Annotated in this window: 12 protein-coding genes; 3 read left to right on the forward strand and 9 right to left on the reverse strand. The window is 43.0% G+C overall.

Annotated elements, in window-relative coordinates; translation table 11 throughout:
- Nucleotides 1–17 precede the first annotated feature (17 nt).
- Both ZOBGAL_RS17205 and ZOBGAL_RS17210 read right to left on the reverse strand, forming a co-directional pair.
- Entirely contained in the window at nt 18–437 is a 420-nt protein-coding gene (locus ZOBGAL_RS17205; RefSeq protein ID WP_013994990.1) for a hypothetical protein, read from the reverse strand.
- A 33-nt stretch (nt 438–470) separates the two neighbouring features.
- The gene (locus ZOBGAL_RS17210; protein WP_013994991.1) at nt 471–998 is read right to left on the reverse strand and encodes an ester cyclase; all 528 of its coding nucleotides are present in this window, start codon (nt 996–998) and stop codon (nt 471–473) included.
- A gap of 219 nt (nt 999–1217) precedes the next feature.
- Between ZOBGAL_RS17210 and ZOBGAL_RS23840 the strand changes: the two genes are divergently transcribed.
- From ZOBGAL_RS23840 to ZOBGAL_RS17220, 3 genes are read left to right on the forward strand one after another with little or no spacing between them, the layout of a single operon-like run.
- The gene (locus tag ZOBGAL_RS23840) at nt 1218–2447 is read left to right on the forward strand and encodes a tetratricopeptide repeat protein (RefSeq protein ID WP_013994992.1); all 1230 of its coding nucleotides are present in this window, start codon (nt 1218–1220) and stop codon (nt 2445–2447) included.
- Between the two features lie 36 nt (nt 2448–2483).
- Nucleotides 2484–3179 carry a sensor histidine kinase gene (locus ZOBGAL_RS23845; protein ID WP_231854769.1) on the forward strand — a complete coding sequence of 232 codons (696 nt, stop codon included), beginning with the start codon at nt 2484–2486 and terminating at the stop codon, nt 3177–3179.
- A 2-nt stretch (nt 3180–3181) separates the two neighbouring features.
- The gene (locus tag ZOBGAL_RS17220) at nt 3182–3916 is read left to right on the forward strand and encodes a LytR/AlgR family response regulator transcription factor (RefSeq protein ID WP_013994994.1); all 735 of its coding nucleotides are present in this window, start codon (nt 3182–3184) and stop codon (nt 3914–3916) included.
- A gap of 217 nt (nt 3917–4133) precedes the next feature.
- Here ZOBGAL_RS17220 and ZOBGAL_RS17225 read toward each other — a convergent pair whose 3' ends face one another.
- The 7 genes from ZOBGAL_RS17225 to ZOBGAL_RS17255 form a co-directional block, all read right to left on the reverse strand.
- Nucleotides 4134–6266, reverse strand: a complete 2133-nt coding sequence (locus ZOBGAL_RS17225) for a DUF349 domain-containing protein (protein ID WP_013994995.1) — start codon at nt 6264–6266, stop codon at nt 4134–4136.
- 190 nt (nt 6267–6456) lie between these two features.
- Nucleotides 6457–7197, reverse strand: a complete 741-nt coding sequence (locus tag ZOBGAL_RS17230; RefSeq protein WP_013994996.1) for a shikimate dehydrogenase family protein — start codon at nt 7195–7197, stop codon at nt 6457–6459.
- A 31-nt stretch (nt 7198–7228) separates the two neighbouring features.
- Complete coding sequence (locus ZOBGAL_RS17235; protein WP_013994997.1) at nt 7229–8257, reverse strand: DUF368 domain-containing protein; 1029 nt, start codon at nt 8255–8257, stop codon at nt 7229–7231.
- Nucleotides 8258–8267: 10 nt separating this feature from the next.
- Nucleotides 8268–9182 carry a DUF368 domain-containing protein gene (locus ZOBGAL_RS17240; protein WP_013994998.1) on the reverse strand — a complete coding sequence of 305 codons (915 nt, stop codon included), beginning with the start codon at nt 9180–9182 and terminating at the stop codon, nt 8268–8270.
- Between the two features lie 115 nt (nt 9183–9297).
- Entirely contained in the window at nt 9298–10698 is a 1401-nt protein-coding gene (locus tag ZOBGAL_RS17245; RefSeq protein WP_013994999.1) for a tetratricopeptide repeat protein, read from the reverse strand.
- Nucleotides 10699–10795: 97 nt separating this feature from the next.
- The gene (locus tag ZOBGAL_RS17250; RefSeq protein WP_013995000.1) at nt 10796–11977 is read right to left on the reverse strand and encodes an aspartate aminotransferase family protein; all 1182 of its coding nucleotides are present in this window, start codon (nt 11975–11977) and stop codon (nt 10796–10798) included.
- Nucleotides 11974–13716 (reverse strand): OstA-like protein, encoded by a 1743-nt coding sequence (locus ZOBGAL_RS17255; protein WP_013995001.1) that lies wholly within the window; start codon nt 13714–13716, stop codon nt 11974–11976. The genes ZOBGAL_RS17250 and ZOBGAL_RS17255 overlap by 4 nt, the downstream gene beginning before the upstream one ends.
- Nucleotides 13717–13859 lie beyond the last annotated feature (143 nt).

Genomic DNA, 13859 nt, shown 5'->3' on the forward strand with positions numbered 1-13859 from the left:
TGATTTTGGTAGAACAACTACTTTTTGGCCAGTTCCGGAATTTCCTTAAAGATTTCATCGGAATGGGTTACTACATATTTACCAAATGTCTTCATGAAAGTGGCTCTTTCCTCTTCATTGGGCCACCCTGTTTCCATAAGTTTAGCGGCTTCAATATCATTCCAATTCGCATATTCGGTAATAACGACAACATCACGTAGATCGGCCCCAGAAATATGGTACATTACTTTTTCGCTTATGATCTTTTCGTTTTTAAAGACTGTCTTTTCTGAAAATTCTTTTAGAAGTTCCTTGAGTTGCTTATTGCTGCCATCTTCCGGTACTTGTAATTTCCATGTGGTTGCCATGTAATAATGTCCATCTTGGGCCGTACCTGAGGTTGGCATAAATACTAGCAGTAGAAGTAAGGTTCCCAGAAGCGATTTAATTGCTTTCATAAATTTTATATTTAATTGGTTATATGTATTTAATTATTTTAAGACGGGAGGGTTTAGGGTATAGCCTAACTGCTGAAGCAGTTCAAGTTCGTTGTAGTACACGTCTTCTTGTATGATTTTACCTTTATTGTTAAATGAAACGGTGGCATGGCCGCTCAGTTTTATTTTTTTTCCCGTGGCCGGTGTTTCACTGAATATTCCGGTGTTCGTTCCTGTCAATGTCCAATGTGTAAAAAGTTGCTGGCCCTTGATTACGGTAGCGTCAACGGTCATATAGGCATCGGGAAAGCCCATAAAATAAATATTCATAAAGGCTTTCATTTCATTTTGATTATCCGCTACCCGTATTCCGTTTTGATTGTGAATGTAATTTTCGGCTGAAACCGATTGAAGGGTATCCATGTTTTTTTTGTTCCAAGAGGCCTCTATGAAGTTGTTGTAGTTAGTAGCCATAAGGTGCTCGAGCTTTGGTAAACCGTCCGAATGTAATTGGCCATTGTCTTTGCATGACGAAGCCATAATGGAAATAAGAAGAGTCAATAAAAGTCCTATAGGTTTCATGCTTTCCTAAAATTATCAGGGTTAACAAATCAACTGGGGGCTGCTTGACATATTAATTTGAGGTGAAGCTATCTGATTCAACAATAGGGTATAATCGTGTTAGGACGAAACCCTAGGAATACTGTCCGAATACGCCTTTCTATTTATCGAAGGGATTCTAACAACTTTGTTGTATATTTAAATTTTCCTCATGTCCCCCGGTGAGAAGCACACCAAACAATGAGAACCAACTTTCAAAAAGCTATTGCTTTTTACGCCCTTTCCATATGGAGTTGCAGTATGCTTTTTGCCGAAATCGTGAATGATGGCCGCGATATTTCCTACAGAAAAGTGTTTGTGGATACCGATAATTTTGGGGCTTCCTACCTTGATGTTTTAGAAAGGGCATACCCTTTGGCAAGACCCGATTCCCTCAAGTTTTCCATGCTGAACGACCTAGCGTATTACTGGCATACCAGAAATTTGAACAAAGCCATGAATTTTACAAAAAGGGGCTTGTTTCTTACCAGGGCTTCCCATGATAGCGTTTGGAGGGGGCGTTTTCAAATTACCGAAGCTGCCATTTTACTGAGAAAGGAAAAATTAAATTCTGCCGAAGCCGTATTGGAAAGTGCACGTTGCAAAATACCAGAAAAAGATTTACCCCTCCTCAATACCCAATTGGGCTACGTATACGAACGACGTGGAAAATTGGGCAAAGCAGCAGACTATGCCCTAGAAACCCTTCGCTTGGGCGAAAAACTGAAGGACAAAAGGGCCATGGCCATGGCCTATAGTGATTTAAGCAACCTTTTTTGGAAACAGTCGAAATTCACTGCCGGATTGGAGTATGGCCTTAAATCCTTATCCCTTTATGAAGAACGTGGTATAAATGATTTGGACTACGATTTTACCTTGTATGTGGTCGGTAATAATTATTTGTCGCTAAAAGATCATGAAAAGGCATTGAACTATTTTGAACATTCAATAACCATTGGGGAGCGTTACGGTTTCTACAATAATTTGAGTGATGTGTATATGATTTTGGTCGACACCTATGCCTATTTGAACGAATTTGAAAAGGCGGAAGAGGCCGGTGTCAATGCTTTAAAGTATGCCGATCTGTTGGATAATAATTTTATGACGATGCGAAGCTGGCTGGCCATTGGTAAATTGAAAAACCTACAAGGTCAATACGCTACCGCTATTGAATGTCTTGAAAAATCCATTACCATTGCCACGGAAGATTTTGGCGATACCTTTTTCTTGAGTCAGGCCTATGAGGCCTTGGGCAAGGCTCATGCAGGGAACCACCAATATAAGGAAGCATATGCCGCATTTGCCCGTTACGATGAACTGAAAGCCGCGGTATTTACAGCAGAGGCGGATAAAAGAACATCACTGTTGCGGACCGAATTTGATGTGGCCAGTAAAGAAGATAGGATATTGGCCCAAGAGGCGCTTATTTAAAAACAACGGACCACACAAAAACTAAGTGTTGTTATTTTGGCATTGCTATTGTTGCTTTTGCTTCTATCCTATAAGGTCATTCAGAATAAATTCAAGGTCAACAAAATGTTGCAAAAGCAAAATGGGGAAAAAGAGTTTTTACTCAAAGAGATTCATCATAGGGTTAAAAATAACCTAGAGATAGTTTCTAGCCTTCTGTCGCTTCAAGCCGCCCGTATAGATGATGAAGATATGCTTAAGACCATGCGCGAAAGTCAGCACAGGGTGCAAAGCATGGGGATGATTCATCAGAAGTTGTATACGGGAAAGAATTTGGCGGCCGTTGAAATGAAAGGGTATTTTGAGCAATTGGGGGAATATATCATCGATGCCTTTGGTTTCGACCCACAGGTCTTGTTAGAGGTAGATATGGAACGCCTGGAACTAGATGTGGATATGGCTATCCCTATTGGGCTTATTGTAAATGAATTATTTACCAACGCCCTGAAATATGCCTTTCCGAATGGAAGGAAAGGAAACATTAGAATAAGTCTTAAGGAAATAGACCATATACTCCAGCTAGATGTGAGGGACGACGGTATAGGTCAACTATTTGATGCGAAACCCAAAGGTAGCGGGTTTGGCACACAGCTCGTAGGACTGCTCACAAAACAATTGGATGGAAAGATGAAACTTAATGTAGATCAAGGTACTTCGGTTTCGATTCAATTTCAACTGCATAAAGCTGCTTAATTATGGAAAGGGAAGTTCGGATACTTATTGTAGAAGACGATATGATCATTGCTGCCAATATCTCATTACAACTCGGGAATTTGGGATATGAGGTTACAGGAATCGTGACCAGGGGGGAAGAGGCTATACTTCACGTCAGGGAAAACCCTCCGGATATCTTGTTGTTGGATATTAACCTTAAGGGAAGTTTGAACGGGATTGAAACGGCAAAGGCCATCCAAACGTTTAAGGATATTCCCGTTATCTTTCTCACCGCCAATACAGATGAAGCCACATTTGCATCGGCCAAGAAAACGAGACCTAAGGCATTTATCACCAAACCTTTCAACAAACTGAACTTACAACGGACCGTAGAGTTGGTGGCAGACCAGATATGGGTGCAAGAGCATCCGGTTCGGCATTCTTTTTTAGATTTGGAGGTTTTGGGCGACCGCATATTCATTCGTTATAATGGTAAAATGGAAAAGGTGTTATTGGACGATATCCTTTACATGGAAGCCGATCGTAACTACTGCACCGTAGTGACCGAAAACGGTAATTTTGTTTTGAGCTGTACGCTCAAAACAATGCAGGAGCGATTGCCTAATTCCAGTTTTATGCGCGTACATCGTTCTTATGTGGTCAACCTTTCCAAGTTGGATGTAATTGCTGATGACCATTTAGAGATCAATAGAAAGGCGATTCCGTTGAGTAAGGCCAACAGAGATTTTTTATTTAAACGTATACAGGCTATTTAAGGCGATCTTCCTTCTGGTCGGATCCATGCATGGCAGGAGTGTTATTTCTCTTCGGCTACTTTAGGTTTCCGATTAAAAAAAAACTGGTATTCGCGTATTTCGAAGCTAGGGGTAAAATAGCTGGGCAATTCCATGGTGCCGGACTTCGTTCCCCTATCTTTTCTTTATTGGCACGAGCACCCTCCCGATGCCGTCCCCTTCTAGCTAATGTACATGTTTATTCTTCTTCTCCGGCAGCGGCCTCTTCCTCTTCGGCGTCGCTTGCCCGGTTCAGGTCGTTTTTCATGATATTGAGCTTTTTTAGCTTTGCCTTCCAGGTCTCGAGCGTTTCTTTATGGCTTTCTACCCTTTTTATGACATCACGAACCAAGGGATTGTCTTCCGATGCGTTGGAGAAAAATTGAAGATTGGTTTCTAGCTGGCGGATTTCGGCCTTGCTTTCCTCTATTTTTTTACGAATAAAACTACGTTCGTTTTGTATGGCCCGCTCGTTATCGGCATCGGCCAATTGTTGAATTTTATTACCGTATTTCAGCAGTTCCGATTCTTGGCGGTCAAGATCGAGCTTTTTAAAGATGCCATCGAGGATCTTATTGAATTTTTGGTCGATGTTCTTCTTCTTAAAAGGCACTCTTCCAATGGATTTCCATTCGGCTATAAAGGCTTTTATCGACTTTAGGTCGTCTTCCCTTGTACCCGAGAGTTCAAAGGCCGACAGTCTTTCCAAACAGGCATTTTTCTTGTCGTAGTTTTCCTGTTCTTCTTTTAGGCCTTCGTTTTTTAGGGCATGGAGTCGGTCGAAATAATGGTTACAGGCACTTTTGAATTCCTTCCATATCTTATCGGAATATTTTCTGGGTACGTGTCCTATTTCCTTCCATTCGCTCTGAATTCGTTTCATTTCAGGGGTAGCGCTGTCCCAGTCCTCGCTGTCCTTCAGGGCAACGGCACGGTCGAGCAGGGCCCGTTTTTTATCAAGGTTTTCCTGTTGTTCTTTTTTAAGGTTCTTGTAATAGGCGTTTTTATTCCTATTAAAATTTCGGACCGCGGTTTTAAAGGCGTCCCATGTTTTTTCGTTTTGGTTTCTAGGGACCTTTCCGGCGGCGAAAAAGGCGGTTCTGAGCTCCTCTAGTTTTTTGATCTGCTGTTGCAGGGCCTTATGGCTACTTGCAACGTTTTCCGAAAGTTCCTTAATGGAAGCAATGATTTCGTTCTTACGGACCAGGTTGTTCTCGTATTGGGCATCAAGCTCTTTGTAATGGTCTTGGCGCCTTTGGTGCAATACCTTGGTAGCATTACTGAAGCGTTCCCAGATTTCTTCGCGGTGTTCTTGACTTACGGGGCCTATATCTTCCTTCCAGATTTTGTGCAAGGTCTGCAGGTCCCTAAAGGCTACGGTGAGGTCAGGTTCGTTTGCAAGGGCTTCGGCCCTTCGTACCAGTTTTTCCTTTTCCTCTAGATTGTGTTTGAAATCTAGATCGCGCAACTCGCGGTTCAAATGTAGGAAATCGTAAAAAATCTCTATGTGGTGCTGATAGGTGCGCCATACATTGTTGTACTCGGTACGCGGTATGGGACCGGCATTGCGCCAGTTTTCCTGAAGTTCTTTGAACGCCTTGTAGGTGGAGTTCATATCTTCATCTACATTTATTAAACCTTTCAGCTCTTCAATGATCTCAAGTCGCCGGTTTAGGTTTTCCTTTAGGTTTTTTTCAAGGTTCTTATAATATTGGTTGCGTTTTTCACGGTAGTCACTGTAGACTTCGTTAAACTGCCTTTTGGTCACCGAATTGTACTTGAAATCGACTTCGTTGCCGCCTGCGTTTATAAAATCTTCTTTCTTCCCTTCTATAAATTCCTGAAATTTCAGGTCGAACTCGTATTTGATGCCTTCAACATGCTTCTTAATGGCCTGTACCTTTTCGTTACGGACCAATTTTTGAAGTTCGCCCACCAAGTTTTCCATAGACATCGCATGGTAATCTAAAAGCGGAATGGTATGTCGCTCTTGATTGTCGGTATCTTCGGCGTCCTCGGCATTGTTCTCGTCTATTTCTTCGAGTACGGCATCGTCTTCATTCTTTGTCTTTGCGGTTTCTGTCGGGGCCGGTTCTTCCGCTTGGGGCGTTTCAGGCGGAGCGTCAGCTTCGGGCGTAGTTTCCGTTTCGGCCTCGAGGGGTTCCGACGGCTTTTCCGTTGGCGCCTCGTCCGTTGCTTTAGATGGTTCTTTTTCGGGGATTTCTACGGCTTCCGGTACTTCCTTTGGTGCCGTAGCTTCAGTATTTTCAGTGGTTTCTTGTATGTTTTCTTCCCCTACGTTATGTTGTAGTTCCCGTTCCTTATCTTCCATCGTTTATAAGATATTGATTATGCAGATTGCTAGGGTAAGATACTAACAACCGCTCTAATGACAAAAGGTATGCTCGTATTTTAGCTTTTCTGCACGACGTCGGACTTTGATTTGGAGGTAGGGAAGGTACCGTTTTTTATAGGTCCTCTTGCCTAGATAGTTAGTGTTGGAAAGTGCAAGGAAAAGACGACTAACGCTCTTGCCATATCTGCCAAGAACGGTCGGCTTGTAGCTCTAACATGCGTAAACCGTTGGAAATTTGTGCGCCTTGGGCCTCTCCGGCCGTTAAAAAAGCAGATTTTTCAGGATTATAGATAAGGTCGAACAAAAAGTGCCGGTCACTGATGAATTCGTACGGCAGGGTGGGGCGTTCCTCAATATTGGGGTGTGTACCCAATGGGGTGCAGTTCACCAATACCGTATGTTCTTTTAATACTTCTTCGGTGACCTGGTCGTAACTGATCTTATTTTTCCCTTCACTCCTTGAAACAAAAAGATAGGAAATGCAAAGCTCTCCCAAAACATAGGCCACGGCCTTTGAAGCTCCACCTGTTCCCAAGATTAACGCCTTTGTGTGGTGCGGCTTTAGAAAAGGTGACATGGCGTGTTTAAAACCATAGGCATCGGTATTGAAACCTTTGAGTCCGTTTTTGTTGAACTGTATAGTGTTTACCGCGCCAATTTTTTCGGCCTCGGGATCGAGTTCCGTCAAAAAGGGCATTATTTCTTGTTTATAGGGTATGGTCACGTTCATACCATTGATGTCTTTATTGTTTTTTAGAACATCGGTAATTTCTTCGATGGCTTGAAAGTCGAAATTCTCATAAGAGTGGTCGTTCAGGCCCAAGGAAGCGAATTTTTTGGTGAAATATCCGCGAGAGAAGGAATAGGAGATGTTTTTACCGACCAATCCGAACCGTGTTCTTTTCATATTTTGTTTTTAAGGATAAAGGGTAAATCGTTTATACTGATAGTTTAGTTTCTTTTTGGGTCTTTCCGTACCAATCGAGCAACAGCAATATGGCAATGCCGACCCCGATGAAAAAGATGGCCCACCAGGTTTCCGAGCTTCCGAGATCGGGAAAGAAGCGTTCGTAATTACTGATGATTTCCTTTCCGTTGCTATCCAGTATCAACTCCCCGGAAGCATCGGTCTTAAATATCGTGCGTTTCCATGGCCAGACCACACCCAATGAACCGGTTATAAAACCGATGATGACCGCAGTGGTAATGTGTTTGTAATGTTTGAGTACATAGGTCAATAAATGCGAAAGGCTTACGAGTCCCGTAGCCGAGCCCGCAGTGAATACGGCTAAAATGGTCAAGGTGTCGATCCGTTCGGCATTTTGGGTAAAGCTAAAATCGCCGCGTAGTATTTCGGCAAAGGTATCGTAGAGGGCATTTACCGAATCGACCAATAAGAGCACGTAGTTGCCCAAGAGGATAAGGATAAAAGAGCCCGAAAGTCCGGGAAGGGTCATACCTGAAACACTGATGATACCACAGGCGAAAATGAAGAAAAGGTTATCATTTTCCTTAGCGGGATTAAGAAAGCTTATAGATATACCCACGATAAGCCCGATGATACCGGCCGTAATGGTTTTACGGTTCCAGTGTTCAAAGTCTTTTGAAATGTAATAGATAGACCCTAGGATCATACCGAAAAAAGCGGCCCAAACAAATAGCTCTTTGCGTTCTAAAAAGTAATCGAGCAGTTTGGAAACGCTAAAATAACTGACCAACATACCAAAAATAAGAAGCGAGAGGAAGGTTCCGTTGATGTAACGGAAAAAACTCTTGAACCTTCCGTTCAAAAGCAATTTGAATGCCTTGCCATTTACCTTTTGTAGCGAGTAGATAAATTCTTCATAAAAACCTCCGACAAATGCAACTATACCTCCTGAAACACCGGGCACTTTGTTAGCGGCACCCATGCACAGACCTTTTATGACCAAGAAGAATTTGTCAAGAAATGTTCTGGTATTGTACATGATAGGGGACTTATTTTTTCGAAGCAGTTCTTTCGAGAATAAAAATAACCAAAAAGCCGGTCAATGCGGCAATTATGGCGATCATAAGTTGATTCTCGCCTTCGAAATTAAAGGGACTCACATTTTCGTCTATCGTAATGATTTTTTCGCCAATGGTCTTGGTGTCGAGTACGCGCTTCCAAGGCCATATTTTGTTCAATGAACCTACAATGAAACCGGTCAGTAAGGCAAGGGTTAGGTTTTTTTGGTGGTTGAACATCCACTTTAATACTTTGGCAAAACTCAAGAGACCGAAAATGGCCCCTACACCTACGACCCCGATAATCTTGAAGTCGAGATTGTGCACCGCATCGATTATAGTTTTGTACGACCCCAGCAATACTAAGATAAAGGCCCCTGAAATACCGGGCAGGATCATGGCACAGATGGCCAAAGCTCCCGACAGAAAAAGATAGGGCAGGCTATGGGCACTTTCAGAGGGGGGTAAAATGGTAATATAATAGGCGATGGCGGCCCCTAGTACCAATGCGATAATGGTTTTTGCATCCCATTTTTGGACCTCCTTGCCCACGAGCAAAATACTTGCAATGACCAGTCCGAAAAAGAAAGACCAAATCAGAATGGGCTTGTTCTCCAACAACCAGCTCACCAGTTTGGCCAAAGAGAGTACGCTTATACCGATCCCCAAGAACAAGGCCATAAGAAAATTCCCGTTCAACTTGGTCCATGCGGCCTTCAGTCCGTTTTCCTTGAGTTCCCTAAAAAGGGAAAGGTCTACGTTGTTGATCGAGGTGATCAGCTCTTCGTAAATTCCCGAAATAAAGGCTATGGTACCTCCGGAAACACCTGGTACAACATCGGCAGCGCCCATGGCCATGCCTTTTAAAGTAATGAATGTATAGTCAAGAAAATTTCTTTTTTCCATGTAGATTATTCGTTGAAAAGCAAAAATAGCTTTTAAAATTTGAACCTAGGAAAAAATGGAACAAGCCCTTATGATTTTTATGGATTAAAAATATAAGGGCTTGGTGGTAAGGTGGTTATTTTGCTGCTTTTTCTGCCTTTTCCACAGCTTTTAAAACCCATTCGGATTTGGTGTACTGGGGAAATTCCTCAAAGAAAAGCGATAATTTTTGTAAATCTAGTTTTAAGGCGTCCATCAAGCAGATCCGACCGTTGATCGTATCGTTGTTCGCTAAGTGGAAGCCCGCCATTTTATATTTAAGCTCGGCACTCTCGGGATAGAATTCTTGACCTTGTGACAGTATTTGAAGTGCTGTAGCGGCATCTTCGTTGTTATAGACCACATCGGCCCAGTTTAGCCAAGTCTTTAATTCGTAATTGCCGAGGTCTACGGCCTGCTTAAAGGCGAAATCGGCTTGGTCGTACTTTTTGAGCGCGGCGTTGATGTAGGCGCATTTCTTCCAGTACAATGGGTTTTCTCCATCTATGTTCAAAGCCTTGTTTATGTAATAGAGGGCTTTTTTGTAGTTGTTTCGTCTATAGTAAAAATCGGTAATGGCCAACCAACCCTTATCGAGTAAGGGATCTTCGTGTACCGTATGGTAGTAGTAATACTTGGCCATTTCGTCATTCTCCAGTCGCTCGTGACATTTGCCGATACGCAAATAAGCATGGGAGGTGGGGTCGTCCATTTTAATGGTGGCCTCATAATTGTCGATGGCTTCATTGTATTTGCCCATTTTTTCGAGCACCTTTCCCTTTTCAAAATAAGCACCTATAAAGGTATCGTCGGAAATGATGGCAAAGTCAAAGGCACCCAAAGCTTCGGGATACATCTTTTTGTAAATATATTGCTTGCCCAATTGATGCCAGGCCACTTCGCAATACGGGTTTCTTTCTAAGTAATCGTTCAGGTACACAATGGCTCCGTCATGATCTTCCAGGAACTCAAAGCAGTAGATTACATTGTAAAGCGATGAATAGTCCTGTTCATCGAAGGAAACACAGCGCATAAAACTCTCTTTGGCCAGTTTAAAATCGTCCATGAACAAGTACTCCATCCCCAGTAAGGAATGAATATCAAAGCTGTTTTCCGACAGGTCGAGTGCTTGGTTCAAAAGCGCGACCGCGGCTTCGTGATTATCTTTCTTTGAATAGATATTGGCACGTTGGATAAAGATCTCTTCGTTGGTCCCGTCCAATATTTGAAGTTCGTCCAAATACTGTTCGGCAAGGTCAAGGTGGTTTTCAAAAACCAAAACCTCAATATCCAACAACTTGAGTTCAATAGAACCTGGGTGTTGTTGCAGACCGATCTTGATCGCTTTCTTCGCCAGTGCTATTTTGCCATTGTTCAAATAATGATGTATGATGTCTTCAAAATCTTCGGCGTCAAAGAAATAGACGTCGTCGGTTTTAAGCATCGATTCAAACTTGGCAATTGGCCTATTGGGCCTTTCGTTGGATTCTAACGCCATAGAAACGTTTTGGTTAAACTATGTTATTAAAAGTAGCCTTTTGATAGGTTCTTTTAAAACTGGTTACCGCTATATTATTAACAAATTAGTTAACAGCTTATTGCTTATAACCTTCTAAAACTTCAAGTATTATGCCACAACCACTTTCAATTTCCTCGGTGGACATGGTTAAGGGAGGTGAAATTCGTACCGCACGGGGCTCAAAGAGCAACCAAAATAAGATTAAACCTCTTTTGGCGCAGTTCAGTATTACGTGATTTGCTATTTCGGCATTTTCCATAATCAAGGCGAGCATTAGGCCTTTTCCCCTAATTTCCTTGATTAGTCGGTGTTTTAGTAGCTTTCTGACAAGGGCTTCTTTTTTTAGGGTGTCCGCGATCAGTTGGGTCTCGGTAATTTCCTTTAGGGTGGCCAAACAGGCCGAGGCAATAACCGGGTTTCCACCAAATGTGGTGATGTGTCCTAATTTCGGACTGTCCTGTAAGGTAGACATAAGCTCTTTGGAAGCGGTAAAGGCTCCTACGGGTAGTCCGGAAGCCATGCCCTTGCCCATGACCAAGATATCGGGTACGCAATCGTAATGTTCAAAGGCGAAAAGTTTTCCGGTACGGCCAAAACCGGGTTGGATTTCGTCTAAGATCAGCATAGTGCCGGTAGCGTTACAACGCTGGCGCACCTTTTTTAGATAGCCATTGGTAGGTTCTATAAAACCCGCCCCGCCTTGTATGGTTTCCAAAATTACGGCCGCGGTCTTGTCGGTGATCTTATCGAGGTCGTCTTCGTTGTTGAACCGGATAAACCCTACATCCGGTATGAGGGGCCTAAAGGCACTTTTGCGTTCTTCGTAGCCCATTACGCTCAAACTGCCCATGGTGTTGCCGTGGTAGGCGTGTCGGGCGGCCAACAATCGACTTCTTCCGGTAGCCCTACGTGCTAGTTTCATGGCGCCTTCGACCGCTTCGGTACCACTGTTCACCATATACGTGGTTTCTAGGGAAGGAGGCAAAAGTGAAGCGAGTAGTTTGGTATAGGCTACCGCCGGTTCTTGAATGTATTCCCCGTATACCATTACGTGCATATAGGTTTCGGCTTGTTTTTGTACGGCCTCCACTACTTTGGGATGGCAGTGTCCGAGGCTACAGGCCGAGACTCCCGCAACAAAATCTAAATGGGCCTTGCCATCGGTATCGTAAATATAACTGCCTTTGGCATGCGAAATTGGCAAAGCCAACGGGTAAGGGGAGGTTTGTGCCTGGTATTTTAAAAAATCTTCTTTCATTGTATCGGACTTGAAGTCACCTTTTGAACTTTGGGCCTAAGCTTGGGAGCCGGGGCCTTGTCATTTGAAGAAGGGATTTTGTTGACCGGATCGCCCGAGTTTTGGCTGCGTTCCGCCTCTTCGGCATCAATGTCGATAGGGTTGTCAATGCCCCGTATGACCGGTAGCACAAGATTGTTGTCGTCTTCGTCGAAAATGTCGTCCTTGGTCCTGATACGCTCATCGCCACGCCAGATGAAACCTTTGAGTTTCCGGCTCTCAACGGGGAGTTCCTTTTCAGGGAATATATCGCCATTGGGTTCGGTAAAGAAGGTAAGGTCTTCCACATCATTATTGGCCATGACAATATTGATCCGGCTGCAAATGGTTTTGTCTATGCCTATAAGCTCGTCGTCATCATTGTACATGTAATAGATGACCTCGGTGTTCTTGATCAAGTCGATATACTTGAGTTCATTGTCTTCAAACTTCCCGAAGAGGTCTTTTCCCTTAGCCTGGTTATAACCGGTTTTTCCAATACTGTCCAAGGAAATAATAAAAGCGTTTTCAAGTACTTTTAGGGAGTCTAGTTTTTCGGTTTCAAGATTTGATATAAGGTGTATGCTATCGCCCGTCATCTGGTTTTCGCCGTTCCATATGACCGGATTGCGAATCAGTTGGGTGATTCCCGTTTTCTCAGAAGAAAATATAGAGTCGCACTTACCGCTCAAATCGGTCTTGTAGAATTTCGCATTTCTAAATGCACGAAGTACACGGTTTTCGGGTTTTCCCGTTATCATTAAAGTGTCGCCGTGCATATAAAGCGAATCTTGCTCTACCAAACTTATGGATACGGCCCGCTTGGTGGCAAAAACCGAATCTTTTGCCTTGAATACTTCGGCATAGTGGGCACGAACAATTCCCTTGTTTATGGTATCGGTGACTACAATGTTGTTGGTGGCCGAGGCAAATTCGCTAGCCTTGTCAAAATATACGCTATCGCCTTGTATGATACGATTGTTGTAGTCGATACGGGTATTTTTTATTCCGTAGCCACTTTCGACTTTCGTATCGTAAAACCCGCGTTCACAATAAATTTTATAGGTTTCACCCGTTATGGTCGAAGGACCGTACATGTAGGCGTTCTTTGATGTGGTGTAATAATCGAGGCGGTCAGAATCTAAGGTATACTGGGGGTTTTCAATGTGTACACTGTCTAAAAACTGGTACTTGTCGAGTTCCATAAAGTAGCGGCCAATTTCGCTGGTAAGGGTATTGGTTGAATCGACAATGGTGCCCGAGCTGTTGTAGTAGGCTTCTTGTTTTTGGCGGTCAAAATAGAGCGTGTCGGTTTTTAAGGTCATTTTGCCACTTTTTTGGTCGGTCTCTAAAAGAACCTCTTCAAAAGCCTTGGCAAGTTTGGTTTCACCGTCATAATTGATTTTTCCACTGGTCATTTCAATGGAGTCACCCTGTTGTAAACGAACGTTGCCCAAGGCCCGTAAGCGGTTTTCTTTTTGATAAAAGATAGCGATATCGCACCATAGGTCGGCTCCTTGGTGTTCGAATTGAACCTGTCTGTCGTCTTTACTGAATATTGAGGCACCGGGAAACTGGGCTTCGTTTTTTGTAAAGTTGGCACCGTAAACAATATTGATCTGTTTACTCTGGGTAGTATCGGTTACGGTCGTCTTTTTGTCTTGCCCATAGCTTATAAAGACGGGGCAAAGAAGTAGTAAAAAAATACGAAGTAGATTCAAGGCTATCGGATATTTTGCCCAAAAATAGGCTTTTTTTAAAGGAAGTGATATAGTTTAGGATAGATTTAGGACGATTGTAGGTAGTGTGGGAAACCTAGTTTATCCACCATCATCCTAAACTATATCATTATAATATATTCCGA

Origin of the sequence: Zobellia galactanivorans, from assembly GCF_000973105.1 — a bacterium.
GTDB lineage: Bacteria > Bacteroidota > Bacteroidia > Flavobacteriales > Flavobacteriaceae > Zobellia > Zobellia galactanivorans.